General features: G+C 41.7%; 12 protein-coding genes. 6 read left to right on the top strand and 6 right to left on the bottom strand.

Annotated features, from left to right (window positions below):
- Positions 1-2: 2 nt before the first annotated feature.
- Both ACFSR6_RS09025 and ACFSR6_RS09020 read right to left on the bottom strand, forming a co-directional pair.
- The gene (locus tag ACFSR6_RS09025) at positions 3-1613 is read right to left on the bottom strand and encodes a SusD/RagB family nutrient-binding outer membrane lipoprotein (RefSeq protein ID WP_379077883.1); all 1611 of its coding nucleotides are present in this window, start codon (positions 1611-1613) and stop codon (positions 3-5) included.
- Between the two features lie 8 nt (positions 1614-1621).
- Positions 1622-4702 (bottom strand): SusC/RagA family TonB-linked outer membrane protein, encoded by a 3081-nt coding sequence (locus tag ACFSR6_RS09020; protein WP_379077880.1) that lies wholly within the window; start codon positions 4700-4702, stop codon positions 1622-1624.
- A 239-nt stretch (positions 4703-4941) separates the two neighbouring features.
- Here ACFSR6_RS09020 and ACFSR6_RS09015 point away from each other — a divergent pair, with 239 nt between their 5' ends.
- A complete protein-coding gene (locus ACFSR6_RS09015; RefSeq protein ID WP_379077877.1) occupies positions 4942-5688 on the top strand; it encodes a DeoR/GlpR family DNA-binding transcription regulator in 747 nt (248 codons plus the stop codon).
- A 73-nt stretch (positions 5689-5761) separates the two neighbouring features.
- Here the strand turns inward: ACFSR6_RS09015 and ACFSR6_RS09010 are convergent, their stop codons facing one another.
- The 3 genes from ACFSR6_RS09010 to ACFSR6_RS09000 all read right to left on the bottom strand — a co-directional run bounded on the left by ACFSR6_RS09010 (position 5762) and on the right by ACFSR6_RS09000 (position 11525).
- Positions 5762-7057 carry a RagB/SusD family nutrient uptake outer membrane protein gene (locus ACFSR6_RS09010; protein ID WP_379077874.1) on the bottom strand — a complete coding sequence of 432 codons (1296 nt, stop codon included), beginning with the start codon at positions 7055-7057 and terminating at the stop codon, positions 5762-5764.
- Between the two features lie 17 nt (positions 7058-7074).
- Complete coding sequence (locus tag ACFSR6_RS09005; protein ID WP_379077871.1) at positions 7075-10221, bottom strand: SusC/RagA family TonB-linked outer membrane protein; 3147 nt, start codon at positions 10219-10221, stop codon at positions 7075-7077.
- 107 nt (positions 10222-10328) lie between these two features.
- Positions 10329-11525: an anhydro-N-acetylmuramic acid kinase gene (locus tag ACFSR6_RS09000; protein ID WP_379077869.1), complete on the bottom strand. Its 1197-nt coding sequence runs from the start codon at positions 11523-11525 to the stop codon at positions 10329-10331.
- Positions 11526-11678: 153 nt separating this feature from the next.
- Here ACFSR6_RS09000 and nagB point away from each other — a divergent pair, with 153 nt between their 5' ends.
- From nagB to ACFSR6_RS08980, 4 genes are all read left to right on the top strand, one after another.
- Positions 11679-13604: a glucosamine-6-phosphate deaminase gene (gene nagB / locus ACFSR6_RS08995; protein ID WP_379077866.1), complete on the top strand. Its 1926-nt coding sequence runs from the start codon at positions 11679-11681 to the stop codon at positions 13602-13604.
- Positions 13605-13784: 180 nt separating this feature from the next.
- Positions 13785-14291: a transposase gene (locus ACFSR6_RS08990; protein WP_379077863.1), complete on the top strand. Its 507-nt coding sequence runs from the start codon at positions 13785-13787 to the stop codon at positions 14289-14291.
- Between the two features lie 151 nt (positions 14292-14442).
- The gene (locus ACFSR6_RS08985) at positions 14443-15603 is read left to right on the top strand and encodes an acyltransferase family protein (protein ID WP_379077860.1); all 1161 of its coding nucleotides are present in this window, start codon (positions 14443-14445) and stop codon (positions 15601-15603) included.
- Positions 15604-15636: 33 nt separating this feature from the next.
- Positions 15637-16659 carry a LacI family DNA-binding transcriptional regulator gene (locus ACFSR6_RS08980; protein ID WP_379077857.1) on the top strand — a complete coding sequence of 341 codons (1023 nt, stop codon included), beginning with the start codon at positions 15637-15639 and terminating at the stop codon, positions 16657-16659.
- Positions 16660-16664: 5 nt separating this feature from the next.
- On the opposite strand, the gene ACFSR6_RS08975 is transcribed toward ACFSR6_RS08980, so the two are convergent.
- Entirely contained in the window at positions 16665-18209 is a 1545-nt protein-coding gene (locus ACFSR6_RS08975) for a glycoside hydrolase family 10 protein (protein ID WP_379077855.1), read from the bottom strand.
- Positions 18210-18415: 206 nt separating this feature from the next.
- On the opposite strand from ACFSR6_RS08975, the gene ACFSR6_RS08970 reads away from it, so the two are divergent.
- Positions 18416-19318: a hypothetical protein gene (locus ACFSR6_RS08970; protein ID WP_379077852.1), complete on the top strand. Its 903-nt coding sequence runs from the start codon at positions 18416-18418 to the stop codon at positions 19316-19318.
- The last annotated feature ends 27 nt before the right edge of the window (positions 19319-19345 follow it).

The following is a 19345-nucleotide window of genomic DNA, read 5'->3' as shown; positions in this document are numbered from 1 at the left end:
AATTATGGCTGACTGAACCAGGTTTCTTTAGTCATATAATCGGGCTCTAAACCTCCCCATTTCCTCAGTTCTTCCGAATTCCACACATATTCGGAATTATAGCGGGGCCTGAAACGATAAGCATATTTGCCTCCCAACAAAAGATCTGCTGTAGGAATCTGATAAAACTGCCTGAAAACATTTGCGTCGTAATGGTATTTCCGAAGATCGGTCCACTGTTCTAAGCCTGCCCAGCCCCATTGTGCAATGTATTTTTGTCCCATAATATCAGCTAAGGTTAAGGTTGCCGCACTTTGCGCTACCTCTGTAGAGGCCAGGTAAGCATTGATCTCAGCATCAGTGATCAGCGGATCGGGAGTTTTTGAAGAACGGCCATAAGTATTGCAAAAAACCATATGCCCGGATATACCCGCTTTATACGCAGTATAAGCTTCTCCTGTTTTTCCCTGCAAAAACAAGGCTTCAGCTTTTGCAAACTGCAATTGCGAGTAAGTCATGATCGGATACCTGGCAGCATCGGCAAAAATATATTTTCCGTTATAGATAGTAGCACCTGCAGGAATTGACCCGAAAACGATCGGAAGGCCCGATGTGCTGCTGCCCTGAGTGGGAACCCCGGCAATGTACCTGCCCAATGTAGCCGTAGCGGTACTAGCAGGCAACATCCTGCTTAAACGCGGATCTAGCGAACTTGTTGGATTAACTGCAGGCGTTCCCTTTACTCCACCAGCAAGATAATTCAAGATCGTAGTCGAAATTCTTCCATAATAGGTAGAAGTTGTACCTGAAGTGTTAATATATCCCAAAGTTGGCCCAAAAGGATTGGTATCATCCTGACTTGCCGCCGAAAAATAAACTGTTGCAGATTCAGCCTCGTTAGCAAAAGACAAATTGGTGTATTTCACCACGCTATCTGCATACATGGTTTTAAACTCCGGTTTGTTGATTAAATGGCTATACTGCAAAGCGTAAATGGCATATACAAATTTTCGCCATTTCGCCATGTCCCCTTTATAAATTCCATCGCCGGTAACACTGGCCAATTGCGTGGCATAGTTAAGCGGGCTTTTCATGGTTGAATATTTTAGCGACTGTTCGCAATAGAAACGCACCTTTGCATACACCTCTGGCTGATCGTGGTAAGGAAATTTCAACATCCCTGGCGTAAAGGCCTCGTCCAAAATAATCGGACCATGCAGATCTGTTGTTTGCTGATAAGCCCAGGCTTTTATGGCATAACCAATGGCTGCATACTCGTATTTTTGATTAGTTATGGCGTCATTAATCAAATTCTCCAGGTTTAAGCCAAGATCAACATAAGTCATCCTCCAAATTACCCCTCCATTATCGCTATTAGCTACAAAAGAGTGCTTTTCAGGATAAAGTGAAGCAATATCGGTAGAGGCACCGATCATGTTTTGCGTAAACTTCCAAAGCAGGCGGTAATCCTGCGACGTCCCGTTCGTCATCTGAAATAAAATCGGCGGAAGCAATAATTCTGCCTTACTGGTTTGAGGCACGGCAGGGTTGGTATTGATGTCGAGGTATTTTTTACAGCCTCCTGCCATTAGTAATATTGCTGCAGCAATATATAGTTTATATAATCTTTTCATGTTATTCGCTATAATTTAACCCTAAATCCTAAATTGAAACCGATTGGCTTACCTACGTTACCGTAATCGATACCATAACCACCAATACCACCTACACCCGGCGAGTTGGAGTTACTCTCCGGATCGCCACCAGAATAATTGGTAATCAAAATGGAATCGGTTACCGTAAAAAAGGCGCCAAAGCTTTGGATAAAACCGATACGCTTAACCAATGATGGCGGGAAATCGTAAGCCAAAGTAACATCTCTTAAACGAAGCGTATTAATGTTCTTTTCTACAAACATCTCCGGAGCAACATTTAAAGAATAATAGTTAGAAGCATAATAAGGCGTTACAGCAATGGTATTAACCGTTGGGTTTGCCGTATTCTGCAAACCATCGTTCAGCACACCGGTAATAATCCTCGGCACTTCCCTGTCCAATGTTTTTAAGCTGATTCCTTTTCGGTAAGATTCATATTCGGTACCGTTAACCACATCACCACCATACCTGAAATCCCACAAGAAAGAAAGATTAAAACCCTTATAACTGAACCTGTTTACAAAACCTAAAGTGAATTTCGGATTCCTGTCGCCGATGGGATAAAATTGGGTATCGGTAACCGATGGCAGGCCTGATGATGGATTAATCAGAATATCACCCCTATCGTTACGCGCAAATCTGGTACCACTGATTGCTCCTGTACTGTAACCCGGATGAACCGCACTCCTAACATCGCCAACTATCCAGGTATCAGATTCGTAAAGCTCAGGAAGTTGATTTGCCAATGACAACACCACACCACGGTTACGGGTAAAGTTTAAAGTGGTGTTCCAGCTAAAGTCTTTTCCTTTGATCGGGTTACCGGTTAATTGCACCTCAATACCACGATTACGTACCGTACCACCATTCATCATTTCTAAAACGAAACCTGTACCATAACTTAAACGTGGATTAATGATCTGGTCTTTACTCAACAGGTTGTAATAGTTAAAATCCAGCCCAATGCGATTTTTGAGGAACTGCATCTCGGTACCGATCTCAAAATTTTCTGATACCTCTGGTTTTAAATCCGGGTTACCCCCATAGTACGAATAGGCATAACCACCGCCTGTAAATCTTTTGGCTTCGTAGTTGGTTCCGGTCGAATATTCTCTCCAGGGTTCTTTACCCGTTAAAGCATAAGAAGCCCTTAACTTACCATAATCCAACCAGGGCAAAGCCGTTTTAACACCGGTCAGATCGGTAAAATTAAAAGCCAAACTGGCTGATGGATAGGCAAAATACGGGTTGTTCGGCATCAGGCGGGAAGCACCGTCAACCCTGCCCGATAAGGTTAGGTACAATAAGGTTTTATAACCCAAAATAGCCTGTGCAAAAGCCCCCACGGTACGGTAACGGTTTACATAGGTTAAGGTACGCTGTGTAGAAGGCAAGGTATTGTTGATGCTGTAAAAATTAGGATCGTACATGTTCGTTCCACGCTGAGAATCAGTGGTCGAATTGTAATCGTTAAATGTAGCCCCAATTACATAAGTATTATTAAAATCGCCAAATTTATGCTTCGCTGTAGCGGTTAATGAGCCGTTAAATACTTTGGCCAGCTGGCTGTAAGTCATTACCGTGCCGCCCGTTGGAGCAGCCGCTGACCCTGAACCACGATAAGATTGAGCATGATATACTGACAGTCCCTTGGTACTGGCAACATCAGCCCCCAGAATACCATTAATACGCAGCCATTTTAAAGGGGTTAGTTCCACGTTTGTATTGGCAATTATACGGTTAACTTTATCATTATTTACGTTTTTAACTACATCCCAAAGAGGGTTATCAAACTCCGAATAAATACTAGCCAGGTGCAAAATCCGGTTTCCGTTAGCATCCTCATAATCCTTAACGTTATAGGCAGAACTAAAACGCATTAGCTGGAGCAGCGTACCATTAGTCCCTTTATTGGCTTTATCGTTATTAGAATTGATGTAATTGAAGGTAGTGGTTAGTTTTAAAACCGGCGAAATGGTACCAACCGCGGTTACTCTGGAAGAAATCCGGGTATAACGCGTGGTAGGGATCGTTCCTTTCGTATCGGTATATTCATTAGACCACCGGTAAGAAAATTTATCGGTTCCTCCCTCAAAAGATAAATTGTGTTTCTGCGTAAAACCCGTTTCAAAAAAATTGTGGATGTTATCGTAAAGCGGTGTATTCGGCAGGAATGCAGGGCCAAAAAAGTTAGATGAACCACCATCGTAAACACCATTTGAAGCGCCGGTATTGTACTTGGTCTGTATTTCAGGAAATTTATTCAATTGCTCTACCCTGAACGAGTTACTATAATTGATACTTCCACGCCCCGCTTTGCCTTTTTTTGTCGTGATTAAAATGGCTCCGCTGGCACCTGCACTTCCGTATAAAGCGGTAGCTTCAGGCCCTTTCATGATCACGTAACTTTCGATATCGTTGGGATTAATATCCATAGCCCTGTTCGAATAATCCTGATCCCTGTTTGCCGCACCAGATACAAGCTCTCTGGTTTGGTTTAATGTACTATTATTAATCGGAACACCATCTACTACAATCAGCGCATTGTTGTCGCCACTAATCGATACGAAGCCCCGCAATACAATCTGTGCAGAAGCGCCCGGATTTCCATTGGTACTGTTGATTGATAAACCAGGAACCCGTCCCTGCAGACCGCCAAAAAAATCGTTCCGCTGAGTTTCTGCCACCTCTGCCCCCGAAACTTTTGGAGTAGAATAACCCAGCGATTTAACATCACGGTCAATACCATAAGCAGTTACCACCACCTCGTTAAGTGTACTGGCATCCGCCTGAAGGGTAACATTAATAACCGCATTAGCACCTACAGTTCGCTCAACAGTTTTATAACCCACGTACGAAAACACCAGCACATCGTTCTTTGATGCCTTGATGGAATAACTTCCGCTGTTATTGCTTTGTGAGACTGTGGTGCTTCCCTTTACCCGGATAGAGACACCGGGAACGGGCCCGTCAGCAGCGCTGACTTTACCGGTAACATTTATCTGCTGGGCAAAAATTTGGGCAGACAACATGATACCGATAAAACTAAAAAGTAGTTTTTTCATCATAATTAGTCAGTAAGAATTTAGTTATAGGTTGTTGTTTGTTTTCTGGTCAGCCAAAACACGCAAATTAACGCAATTTTGGTGTTGGTTAAGTAAATATGACGAATATATTTGACAATAAAAACAAATTAAGATGATTTATTCTACTAACAAACAATATTTTATTGCAACAACACGCAAAAACACGCAAAATTTAAAAAATCTAAAAATCTTTTATACTTTCGCTTAAACCAAAACATCTTATGCTGAAAAAAGAACGCCACGACTTCATTATGCGGCAGATCAACTTACACAACCGTGTATTAACGTCTGATCTTGTACAGTTACTCAACGTCTCTGAAGATACCATTAGAAGAGATTTACAGGAGCTCGTTGACGAAAACCTGCTTTATAAGGTACATGGAGGGGCTTTATCTAAATCGTATCACAGTTCTTTTGACGATAGTACAGTGTATGCCCGCGATAGCAAAATTGCTATCGGCAAAAAAGCCGTTCGGCTGATAAAGGATGGCATGGTGGTTTTAACAGGGGGCGGAACAACGATTTTAGAGTTTGTGAAGCGACTCCCACAGGGATTATCAGCTACTTTTTTTACCATTAGCCCCCTGGTGGCTGTAGAACTGGCCAAATACAACAATATTGAAGTGATTTTGATTGGTGGATTGTTCTCCAAAAACTCACAGGTTACCTACGGCGGACAGGTAATTACGCAGCTATCAGAAATAAAGGCCGATTTATGCCTGATGGGCACCAGTGCAATCCACCCGGACGAAGGCCTGACAGATACCTATTGGGAAATTAACCAGCTTAAAAAGGCCATGTTGGCCTGCGCTAAAAAAACAGCGGTACTCTGTATTTCCGAAAAATTGGATATCGCTTTGCGGTTAAGGGTTTGCCCCATAGAAAGCATCAGTTACCTGATTACAGAGCTGGACGTGGAACACGAATCGCTTTCGCGCTACCGCGAAAAGGAGCTGAATATTTTATAATCCGGTAGGATTATATTGGCAAACACCATAAAAAACGGTTCAGAAAATTTCCGGAACCGTTTTTATCAACCTGCTAAAATGTTGGATCGGCAGGGGTATTGGTATTGTTATCACGTTCCTGAAAAGGATAAGGGAAAAAGTTCCGTTTCCTGTCAGTTATTGGCTGGCTAAACCGTCTCATATCTTCAATTTTTAAACCTGATGCATATAGCTCAATCGAACGGTGCTTGTAAATCAGATCGAGCAACTGCTGCTGTGTGTAAGGTCCAACCAATGGCGGTAATGCAGCCGCTACCCCAAAAAGATCGGAGGTTTTGGTTACCACTTTGTTCAATTCAATAAGTGAATTGGTTAGATCTGGTTGGCGGGCCAGCACTTCTGCCTTAATCAAAATGATCTCGCCAGGCAGGTAAATCGGAAACGGACTTGCAGTTGCGGCCGCAAAACCATTCATACGCAGGGTTGCCGGGTTGCCAGCCATTAAGGTATAAAAAGGGATCCTTTTATCGGCCGCATCGGGAACATTTGCCCCCGTAAGCCCCAGATTTGCATTTACAGGCTGAAAAACATTATTGGATGAAATAATGCTGAACAGGATGTTAGGCGAGGTAGTATCGAACTTAAAAAACGATGCTTTTGTTAAGTCAACAGCATTTGCCTCTGTTAAAGCCAGGGTATAATTACCCGAAAACAGTGCATACCTTGCCTTTAGCGCATGTATGGTATTTACGATATTTACATCGGCAGGTACATTGCTTAAAAAGCTGGCCGAAATTGGATTGGCAGCAATAACCGTCAGGGCATTATCCAAAACGGCAATGGCTTTGGCAAATCCGGCAGCGCGCGTAATATATGCCACGTTTTTACCTGTACCATCAGGAATTTTTTCCCAATATTGTGCCATATTACCAATTGCAAGGGCTTTAAAGATGCTAGAATAAGCGATTAATCCTGCTGCATAACCCTTATCACCTAAATTATTGGCATTGCTGATCACCAGGTCTGCATCGTACACTATCTTATTTGAACTTGCCCAAAGGTTAAACAAAATGGTATTTGTACCATCAACAGCACTGCCTCCCGTACTCAACTGTAATTCAGGGATGTTTCCTGAATTGAGCAATCTAAATTCGTTGGTTACAAAGCCATTTGCGGCTATAGAAGTGAACATTACCCCGGTTCTGCTCAGGCTATATACGCGTTGCAAACCAATGGCCACGGCAGTTAAGCCCTGTTGCGAGCCTAAAGCTACATCTGTTTTTGCCCTCGATGGATCCTGGTATTCTTTCGTACACGAAGCTAAGCACAGTGTTAACAAAAATGTGAATGAGACTATTTTTGCCGAAATATGATTTCTTAAAATTTTCATAAAAATTTCTTTAGCGATTATAATTTAACTTGCAAACCCAAACTAAAAGTGCGTGGAATAGGCACCGAACCAAAGTCTATGTTCCTCAGTATGGTCGATTGTCCGCCAGAATTTAATTCTGGGTCGTAACCCTTATAATTATCCCACGAGAAGAGGTTTCTTCCGCTTACCGATACCGTAAGGTCTCTTAAAAATTTGAGTTTACCCACATTGTAACTTAGCGAGATCTCCCTGAGCTTAACAAAAGACCCATCATCTATCCGCCATTCTTCAATGGCATAAACACCGGCAACATAACCTCTTGGCAGCTGCCCCATCTGCTCCTGCTCAGCCACTTTACCGTTTCCAACACCCTGGCGGGTGCGCCAATCGGCATTCCAGACATCACCGCCCTGAACGGCATCAAACTGTACATGTAAACTCAGTTTTTTATAGGTAAAATCGTTCACAAACGACATATTATAATCCGGATTCGGGTTACCGATTACTTTACGCAGCGTGGTTCCGGTTGGCATGCCATTCGCATCGCGCTGCGGCGTAAATGTAGTAGCAGAGTTCTGGATCCCCTTCTCAATCTGAGGGATACCTGCCGCATTGGTTAACAAACTGCCATCGGGGTTCCGGGCAAAAAAAGTTCCGTAGAAAACACCGATCGCTTCGCCGTTAATAATGGCAACAGGGGCACCAGGGTTTGTACTGAACAGCCTTAAACCGCCAACATCTAATGCTTTATTCCTGTTTCTGTTAAACACAACCGCCGTATTCCATTTAAAATCTTTGGCATTAACAGGTGTTCCGTTAATTACCAGCTCAATACCCTTGTTCCGCAACGAACCAATGTTATCGAGCAGGCTCGAAAACCCCGTTGAAGGAGCCTGTACACTGGCAATCAACAGATCACTAACTTTCTTATTGTACCAGTTAAACTGCAGGCCCAGCCTGTTTTTAAAGAATGACAGGTCGGTTCCCAGTTCCAGTTCGCGCTGGCGCTCGGGTTTAACATTTTCGTTTGCCAAGGTAGCACTTGAAAAAAGTGAGGCCCTGCCCAGAAACGATTGTGTAGCATAAGCATTAATCCTGTCGTAAGCCCCGATACCGGTTAAATTGCCAGATTCGCCATAAGCGGCCCTGATTTTAAAAGCGTCCCACCAACCGGAAACGCCTAATTTTTTCCAGTAATCGGCCGAAGAAAGCACATAACTCACACTTCCCTTTAAATATTCCTGCGTACGGTTGGCCGATCCGAAAACAGAAGACTGATCTACCCGCAAGGCTCCGGTAACAAACAAATGATCTTTGTATTTAAAGTTCTGTTGAATATACCCTCCACTTACCGAAAGCTCAGTACGGCCATCGGTACTTGGCAATTGTGTTGCAGCCGCATTTACCGTTTCGATTAATGGTGCCAAACCTCTTCCGTTTACGAGTTGATACCTGGTTTTTTCATACTGGAACGAATAACCCAGCTGTGTTGTTGATGAAATGAGGGGTGATAATTTAGCCTGGTAAGTGGCATTAAACTCGTTGTTAAACTGAAAGGCATTGTTTGTTGCCGCACTGGCATAGCCGTTCAGTGTACCATCCAAAGCAGCTCCACCCCCATAAAAATCGGGATTTACATTATAAGCAAATGGAGGGATATAAGTCGTACCGCTCTGTCCCGAGTTATCAACGCCCAAAGTAAAGTCTAATGTCAGGTTTTTTACAGGATATAACTTTAAATTGGCATTGGCAATAATGCGGTTGGTTTCCTGTCGCTGTTTAATATCTTCGATAACCGAAACCGGGTTTACCCTGCCACGTTCGCCCACAGCAAGTAAATTGCCATTGGCATCCCTTGCAAAAATATCGTGAAAGTTCCCGATGATGGTTACCGAATTCATTGGTGAGAAGAATGAGTTTCCATCTGGTTTTTCGTTGGCAGAACTGCGGATATAATTTAACCCGGCACTCAATTTTGCCCATTCGGTAATTTTCTGATCAATATTGGCCCTGAAATTATACCGTGTAAAATCGGTATTTTTAATAATCCCCTGGTTACTGAAATAGGCCGCCGAAGTATAATATTTTGTGTTTTCATTACCTCCGGAAACTGAAATGGTATTATCAGTACCTGTAGCCGGCCGGAAGATATAATCCTGGTAATTGTAACGGGTTACCGGTGTGGTATTGGTGAGCAGAGCTGGCGGATCGCCTACGGTTTGGATCACGTCCTGCGTGAAGGAGTTAACCGGTCCGCCAAATTTTACCGGCGATTGGTTTACCTCAATCTCCTTTCGTAAATGACTGAAGATTAAGCTGGTGCTAAAATTAACCTGCGCTGCTCCGCTTACACCTTTTTTGGTAAAAATCTGGATTACCCCCGAATTTGCCCTCGAACCATAAATGGCCGCAGCAGCAGCTCCATTTAAAACCTCTATACGCTCGATATCTGCCGGATTAATATCCACCATTCTATTCTGGCCGATACTTCCTACCTGGGTACCGTTATTAACGTTATCATAATTGGATGAGGTATTGGTAACCCTCGTAGTCGAATTGTTTACGATTACCCCATCAATAATATAAAGTGGCTCTGATGAGGAGTTTACCGAACTGATCCCCCTCAAACGAACAGACATGCCGCCAGCAGGGTCGCCCGAATTTTGACTGATCTGAGCACCGGCAGTTTTGCCTTGCAGCGAAGAGAGTACGTTACCGCTTGGCGCTTTGTTCAGGTCGTCGCCTTTAACAGTGCTCACATAACTTCCCAGTTCTTTCCTCGTAGTTCCCTGCGATGTTCCGGTAACAATTACCTCGTCCAGTCCAACAGCATCGGCATTTAGGGCAGCACTTAAAGCCACCTGATCGCTGCTGCCAAGATCAATAGCCTGTACTTTACTTTTGTAACCCACGTAAGAAAACTGGACCTGGTATTTACCCGGGGCCAGATCAACCGCAAAGGTATAGCCACCGTTACTGTTGGTACTGGTTGCTAAACTTGTGTTGAGGATTTTAACCACAACGCCCGGAATAGCTTCGTTATTTGCGGCATCGGTCACTTTTCCGCTAATGTTATAACGCTTGTTCTGTGCCTGTGCCGTTTCCGAAAACAGGAGCAACAGAAATGGGATCAACAAAATTGCAAAAAATCCTGTCGACCATTTGAGGTAACTTTTTTCCATAAAATTTGGTTTTGTGTTAGAAGCTTAGTGTTAAAACAAATTTAACAAAATACCGCACAAAGAATGTTGAATGCTTATAAAGTTGAAATTAATACTTCATTCGGGATTTACTCCGGCAAGCTAATTTTTCCCATGCAGACCGATGGCACACCTTGCCGGTTGCCAAAATCAATCGGCTCCCCGCATAAGGTCTCATTCGCCAAAACAGCAAATAAAACAGCCTCTTTTGCATCGGGATTAATGTTTAAATCGTCAGTGGTAAGGAATCTGCACGAAGGCAGCCTGGCTTGAAGCAACTGAACAAGCAGCGAATTGTGCATCCCGCCGCCACTCATAAAAACCTGTGCTTTAGCCTCATCCCCAAAACAACGTTTTATCGCATGTACAATGGTTTCTGCCGAAAAACGGCACAGGGTAGCCACTACCTCCTCTTTGCTGAGGTTTGTGGTTGAAGATTTTTCCTGAGCCTTACTTAAATATTCCAGGTTAAATAGTTCCGGTCCTGTGGTTTTAGGAAAATCCAGCTCAAAGAAATCACATTCCAGCAATGCCGACAATAGTTTGGAATTTGATTCACCGCTTAGTGCAACTGCAGCATCTTTATCATAAAACCGGTTAAAATATTTTTGCATGTATTGGTCCATCAAGGTATTGCCAGGCCCTACATCTGTTGAAAAAATTTCGCTGGCCTCCATATTTGCCGGTAAGTAAGTGAAATTTGCGATACCACCAATATTTAACATTACCCGGTCTTCGCCAGCCTCCGAAAACATTAAGTAATCGCCATATACAGCCAGTGGAGCACCTTCGCCCCCTGCAGCCAAATGTTTCTGCCTAAAATCAGAAAGCGTAATAATTCCCGTTTTAATTGCAATATGATCGCCATCACCAATCTGTAATGTGCCATTAGGATAATCGCCCAGCTGGTGCAAAGATTTTGGTGCGTGGAAAATGGTTTGTCCGTGGCTGGCTATAAAATCAATATCCTCGTTTTTATATCCCCACTCTTTCAGGGCTTCGTTGATCAGTTGAGCATGAACATTTGCAATGTGCTCATTCATCAGACAAACCAATTGTAAATCAACCTCTTTTTTAGAAAAAATCGCCTTTATTTTTGCCCTGAAATCCGCTGTATAATCGCCGGTTTTAAATTTTAAAAGCCTGACATCAGTTTCAGCGCCACTTTTTTTAACGGAACACAAGGCAATATCCAGGCCATCCATAGAAGTTCCGCTCATTAATCCGATAATTAAACGCTCTGACTTGCCCGCTTTTGAGTATAACTTTTGGATCTGCCTGTTCATATTCATTTTTTAGATTAAAAGGATCAAACGTTTGTCTGCCCCTGTAATTGAATTTTATAGAAATACTTGCAATAAATGTAAATAACCTTTGTTACAAATTGGGCATAACTCTCTATATTTACTGCTCCGTACATTAAAATCCATATAAAAAAAATGGCTAGATTAAATTTACTGGAGGAGACGCGCTTCGAGAAATTACCCGTAAGCGTGTTCGAAAATCCAAAAATTGCTTCAATTAATGTGGCACATCGCATTGCCGAGCTCATTAAATCAAAACAAGCAAACAACACACCTGCAGTACTGGGCTTAGCAACAGGTGTTACCCCAATTGCAGTTTATGCCGAACTGGTTAGACTGCACAAGGAAGAGGGCTTAAGTTTTAAAAACGTAATTACTTTTAACCTGGATGAATATTATCCGATGGCGCCAACCTCGGCACAGAGTTATGTTACGTTTATGAACGAAAACCTTTTCAATCATATCGATATTGATAGAAAAAATGTTCACATCCCTGACGGAACGCTTGCACTAGAAGACATTCCGGCTTTTTGCCTTGAATATGAGAAGAAAATCGGCGATCTTGGTGGTCTTGATATCCAGATTTTAGGAATCGGACGTACCGGTCACATCGGATTTAACGAGCCAGGTTCCGCACCTAATTCCGGTACCCGTTTAGTAACCTTAGATGATTTGACACGCCGTGATGCTGCGCGCGATTTCGGAGGAAAAAGCTTTGTGCCAACCAAAGCCATTACGATGGGCATTGGCACCATTTTCAAAGCAAGAGAAATTATATTGATGGCCTGGAGCCGTAAAAAAGCTTCGATCATTAAAAAAGCGGTTGAAGGCGAAATTTCGGGAGAAGTACCCGCAACTTACCTGCAACTTTCTGACCATGTAGAGTTTATTCTTGATGTACCTGCAGCTTCAGAACTGACCCGTTTTGATACCCCTTGGCTGGTTAAAGATTGTGTCTGGACTGATGCACTGATCCGCAAAGCGGTAATCTGGCTGGCCAATACCCTTAAAAAACCGATCTTAAAATTAACAGAAGACGATTATAATAACAATGGTATGGCGCAACTGGCTACCGAAAAAGGGCCGGTTTACAACATCAACATCCATATCTTTAATAAATTACAGCATACCATTACCGGTTGGCCGGGAGGAAAACCAAATGCTGATGATTCTCAGCGTCCGGAAAGAGCCGAACCGGCAAGAAAACGAGTAATTATCTTCTCCCCACACCCTGATGATGATGTAATTTCGATGGGCGGAACTTTCTTGCGCCTTGTTGACCAGAAACACGACGTACACGTAGCCTATCAAACTTCTGGAAATACAGCAGTTTGGGATGATGATGCACTTCGCTTTGTGGAGTTCAACGTAGATTTTACGGAAAAAATGGGCATTGACAATAGCCATTTAAAGGAGCTTTACAACAAAATGAGGGCCTTTATTGAGCAGAAAAAACCAAACCAGGTTGATACACCGGAAATTCAAACCGTTAAGGGATTGATCAGGAAGGGTGAAGCCATTGCCGGGGCAAGGTATTGCGGTCTTGAAGATGACCATATCCATTTTCAGGCGCTTCCATTTTATGAAAGTGGCAAGGTGCAGAAAAATCCGGTAACCGATGCAGATATCGAACTTACCATAGAGCTTTTGCAAAAAGTAAAACCTCATCAGGTTTATGCTGCCGGCGATTTTGAAGACCCTCACGGCACGCATATCGTTTGCTTCAATATTATTTTAGAAGCATTAAAACGTTTACGCAAAACCGAAGCCTGGGCGCAAGATTGCTGGTTGTGGATGTACCGCGGTGCCTGGCATGAATTTGAAACCTACGAAATCGAAATGGCAGTTCCAATTTCGCCGCAAGAACTGGAACGCAAGAGAAATGCGATCTTTAAACACCAGAGTCAAAAAGACAAGGCTGTTTTCCCTGGCGACGACTCAAGAGAGTTCTGGCAACGGGCTGAAGACCGTAACCGTGATACGGCAAAAGCCTATGATGAGCTTGGACTGGCAGAATACGAAGCGATGGAAGCCTTTGTCCGCTGGAAATTTGAAGACTAGTTTTAAAATAAATCAAACCTGCTTTGTTCGCTCAAAGCAGGTTTTTTCATCATAAGTTGACCTCCGAAGTCTCAAAAGCCCAGGATGCGGCAAGACTTCGGAGGTTTAACATTCAAAAAATATACTTATATTTCAATAAATTAGCCATCCCTATTACACAATTATTCAAACCATTAGAATATGAAAATAGAGGAAGGTTGCTGCTATCACATTTACAACAGAGGAAACAATAAGGGTAAAATCTTTTTTGACGATAGAAATTATCATTTCTTCTTAATGCAGTTCAAAAAATATATTATTCCATATATAGATATTTTTGCTTACTGCTTAATGCCAAATCACTTTCATTTTTTCATCAGGGTAAACGATAAATTCAATTTCGAAAAAGGAATTAAAAACATGCTTATTTCTTACGTTAAAGCAATAAACCTAAGTTACAATAGAGTCGGAGGCTTGTTTCAAGGGAGGTATAAAGTAAAAAAAGTTGATTCTGAAGCTTATTATACGAGAATCATAACTTATATTCATCAAAACCCATGCGTTTCAAAACTAGTTGAGAAAATGGAAGATTATAAATATTCTTCCTTTAATTCTTATCTATCTAACAAGCCAACTTTAATCAATAGGTCAGAAGTTTTAGAATGGTTCGGAGGACTATCAGGATTTATATCCGATCATAAAATCTAAAGGCCCCGACTAACTTCCGAAGTACAGCCTACCCATTGGCCTTTGAGACTTCAGAAGTTTCTCACACCGCCTGCTTCCTCCAACTTCTTATTTATTTCTCTTTATAAAAACAATACTCTAAATTAGTTTACTGAACCCAAAAAAGCTAACCATGACCCAACCAAAACAACGATTGCTATCACTCGATTTTTTTAGAGGATTAACTGTAGCTGCGATGATCTTAGTGAACAATCCGGGCAGTTGGGGCCATATTTATGCTCCTTTAGAGCATGCCGAATGGAATGGATGCACACCTACTGATTTGATCTTCCCATTCTTTTTATGGATAGTAGGCGTATCAATCGCATTTGCCATGAGCAGCAGCAAAGCAGATCCGGCTACTCATCAAAAAACAATTATCAAAGCGGTTAAACGGGGCATCATACTTTACCTCCTCGGTTTTTTTCTTGCTATTTTTGGTAAAATTATCAGTGCCATTATGGATCATAAATCCATTTGGGAAGCTTTCCAAACCGTGAGGTTATTAGGTGTTTTACAAAGAATAGGCATCGTATTTATTATCAGCAGCATTATTTTCATTAAAGCTTCCACCAAAACGATATTCAAAACACTGATTGTAATACTTGCCGTTTATTGGGCATTAATGACATTCATTCCCGTACCGGGAGTGGGTTATCCGAATCTGGAAAAAGAAACCAATTTAGCAGCATGGATTGATCGCGGCATATTAACCGAGGCACATACCTGGGCCTCTTCAAAAACATGGGACCCTGAAGGCATTTTAAGTACATTACCGGCCATAGGCACTTGCCTTTTTGGCATTTTGGTTGGCGTTTGGATGCGCAGAAAAGATATAGACAATCCAACCAAAGTTGCCTGGTTATTTACTGCAGGTACTGCCGCAGTTATTTTGGGTTTACTTTGGGATTTACAGTTCCCCATCAATAAATCACTATGGACGAGTTCTTACGTACTCTACACAGGTGGATTGGCATCAATAGGATTGGCAATTTGTTACTGGATCGTCGATGTTCATGGCTACAAAAAATTTACCACTCCTTTTGTTGTTTATGGTATTAATGCCATAACAGTCTTTTTTTTAGCAGGTTTAATGCCCCGGGTATTAAACCTGATCCGGATTACCAAACCCGATGGTACAAAAACCGGATTGTTGGTACGCTTTTATGAAACCTGTTACAGTCCGTTTTTTAGTCCCATAAATGCGTCCTTGGTGTGGGCCATAACTTACGTGCTCGGTTTTTATGTGTTATTATATTTTATGTATAAAAAGAACATTATTATTAAGGTTTAGTAAATTTACGCTATAATTTTCCCCCCTCTTCAATTGAAAAAAAAAACAACCATATATGATATAGCCAAGGCGCTCAATATTACAGTATCAACTGTTTCAAGGGCCCTTAGCGGATTTCCGGCAATAAGTGATGCCACCAGAAAGGCCGTTGTTGAAATGGCTAAAAATCTGAACTATAGCCCGAATAAACTCGCATCAGCATTAAAATCGGGCAAAACCCATATCATTGGTGTAATTGTGCCAAGTGTTCAGGCACATTTCTTTGCATCTATTATCCATTGTATAGAAGACGGACTGAAGAACAGTGGCTACAGTGTTATTATCTACCAATCCAATGAATCTATTGAGAACGAAATAAACGGTGTAAAAACTTTATTAGAAGCACAGGTAGATGGCATTATGGCTTCTATGTCTTTAGAAACTAAAGATATTTCACACTTTTTCGAGATCATTAAACAAAATAAACCCCTTATATTATTCGACCGTGTAAATACAGAATTAAAAGTTCCTACCATTACGCTTGACGATTTTAAGGCAGGTTATATTGCCACGAAACATTTAATCGATCGGGGTTATAAAAAAATTGCTTTTGTAACCACCGTTCATCAGATTAAAATATTTAACGACCGCTTAGAAGGATATAAAGCAGCTTTGGCAGACCATAATCTTCCACTGGTAGAGGAGCATATTGTTTTTGGAGGTTTATCCATTAAAGACGGCCGATTTGGTGCCGGCAAATTAATGCGCAGCAAAAACAAACCCGATGCGATTATAGCAGGAGATGATTTTACCGCTTTAGGTGTAATTAAAAAGCTTAAAGAGATTAATGAAACGCCACCAGAAATTGGTGTAATTGGTTTTGCCAACGAAGCTTTTTCAGCTTACATTACCCCAACCCTGTCAACAATTGACCAACATGCATCGCAAATGGGCAGGGAATGTGCTAAAATGTTCCTAAAAATGATTAATCAGGAGAGCCCTTATTCCAATATGGAACACATCGTACTCGATCCGGCCGTTGTTGAAAGAGAATCGACCAATAAAAAGAACCTATAACATTGTTACTCTTTCGCCAAAGGAATTTCTACACCCACCGGCCCGCTAGGTTCACTTTCATTTTTTAATCGATCCAGGGCGGTAACCAGGTAGCTATACCTCTTCCCGCTTTCTACATTGGTATCAACAAAGGAGAGGTAATCTTCAAAGCTGATCTTAATAATATTTTTGGCATCAAGTACCGAGATTTTCTCGCCTTCATTAAATCGGTAAATTACAAAACCAGAAGCCGTTTCTCCATCTTTCGCCTTTAACGGAAACTGCCATTTTAAGTGCACACCGTCTTTTAGTGCATCAGCTGTTAGTGCCTGGGGTTCATTAGGTGGCACTTCATCCAGCCATGGCATTTGCGGCGGCAAAGCCGGGTATTTATAAAAATCGTTTTTCAAGGAGTCGCCTACGGCTTTAGCAACTGTACTTAATGATTTAGAGCTGAAAAAAACGCTGCCCTGAATCCGGTTGTTATTTCTGATGTATCTAATCTGATTGGGTATTTCGCTCAGGTTTTTCCACGCTGCTTCTGCTCTCGAATTTACCAGATAAGCTCCCTGACCGATATAAACATGCCGCCCAAAAGTATTATTACTCCACCAATCGACCAAAATGCCATAGGGGGCAACTCTTCTGGTAAACGTAAAATAAATTTGAGGATTGATGTAATCTACCCAGCCTTCCCTAACCCATTTACGGCTATCGGCAAAAAGCTCAGCATAATTGGATAGGCCACTGGTGGCAGAACCTTCAGGATCTTCATTTTTATTTTTCCAAATACCAAACGGACTAATGCCGAATTTAACCCATTTTTTATAATGATGAATACTGTCGTCCAGTTGCTTGATCAGCAAATCAACGTTATTACGCCTCCAGTCTTTTATATCTGAAAAATTATTGGGGTATTTATAAAAGGTATTCCCGTCGTTAATCGTTTGCCCCTCCACTTTATAAGGGTAAAAATAATCGTCGAAGTGAATACCATCAATATCATATCCCTTTACCACATCTAAAATTACCTGAACAATATATTCCCTGACTTCCGGAATGCCCGGATCAAACTGTTTTTTGCCGCCATAGGTAAAAAACCAATCGGGATGTTTACGGTAAGCATGGTTTTCGCTCAATACAGCTGCACTGCTCATGCTGGCCCTGTAAGGATTAAACCAGGCATGAAGTTCCATTCCCCTGAAATGAGCTTCTTTAATGGCAAAGGCCAAAGGGTCGTAACCGGCCGCAGGCGCTAAACCTTGCTTACCCATTAACCACTGGCTCCAGGGTTCTCTGGACTTTGCATAAAAAGCATCAGCTGCTGGCCTAACCTGCAAAATAATGGCATTCATCCCTTGACTTTTGTGTCTTTCTAAAATACCAATAAGCTCCTGCTTTTGTTGATCAATGCTTAAGCCGGGCTTCGATGGCCAGTCTATATTGGTAACAGTAGCCACCCAAACCCCTCTAAATTCCCTTTTTGGTGCAATTTTTGATAAAGGTTGTGCATTTAATATATAAGGTACTACAGTTAAAGATAAAAGTGCGTATAGGAAGTTTTTAAACATTATTCTGTCTTATTTTTTGTTCAGATTGTGTGTTGTGTTGATTTGAATTACAAATGAACATTAGCAAGTAAACGATTTTTTTTAAAAACTCTTATAAGTTTTTAAAAAATTCTAATTTGCGCCCTGCTAAAATTAAATTGTATACCCCCATTTACCTATGGAACACAAAAGTATATTAATTTACAGAAGATACAGCGTTATTAAAAATGGAACCACAAAAGATTAATAAGGGTGATAGAAACAAAATTTACTTCCTGGTCATCGTTATTGCAGCTTTAATTGGCACAAATGCTTACTTATTTTTCAAAGATGGAAAGCAAAATGAGCGGTTTGTTACGGTAAGCACTGAAAAGGACAAACTGCGGCTCGAGGTAGAAAAGATCGAGGTTGAACTGGACAAGGTTAATGCACTAAACCTGGATTTAAACGACAAACTTGCTGAAGAACAGAAAATTGCGCGGGCAAAAATCGAAGAGCTTAAAGTAGCCTTAGAAAAAAACCAAATCACTCAGAACGAACTCGACAAAGCCAATGCACAGATTAACCAACTGAAAGCATTTGTAAAAAACTACAATGATCAGATTATTAAGCTGCAAAAGGATAATATTTTATTAAAGAACAGCCGCGACAGCTTACAAAACACCCTCAGAAACATCAGCAATAAGGCATCGAACTTAGAGAACGAGAACTCTAATTTAAATGCCAAAGTTAAAACTGCGGCAGCATTAAAGCTTCAATCTGCTGAAATTATTGCCTTCAGAACAAAATCCAGTGGCAAGAAAGTAGAAGTAACCCGGTCATCAACTGCCGAAAAATTAAGTGTACGGTTCACCATCATCCCTAACCAACTGGCCGAAAAAAGCCACCATAATATTTATTTAAGGGTATTTGATCCTGCTGGCAACCTACTGGCCGATGAAAGTAACCGCTTTGAGGCTGACGGGCAGGACATGCAATACAGTCACTCTATCTTCATCAATTACAATAACGATAACAGCACTTATGTTATCGATTGGGCAAATCCAAAGCCTTTTATTAAAGGCATCTATACCGTAATTTTATACGCTGACGGCAGCACCATGGGCAAAGCTCAGGTAGAGCTGAGATAAAATTAAACGGATCATCAACAAACGCTA

The sequence above is a fragment of the Pedobacter vanadiisoli genome (genome assembly GCF_042684385.1).
GTDB classification, from domain to species: domain Bacteria; phylum Bacteroidota; class Bacteroidia; order Sphingobacteriales; family Sphingobacteriaceae; genus Pedobacter; species Pedobacter vanadiisoli.
The sequence above is the reverse complement of the archived record's forward strand: the minus strand, read 5'-3'. Positions and strand labels throughout refer to the sequence as shown.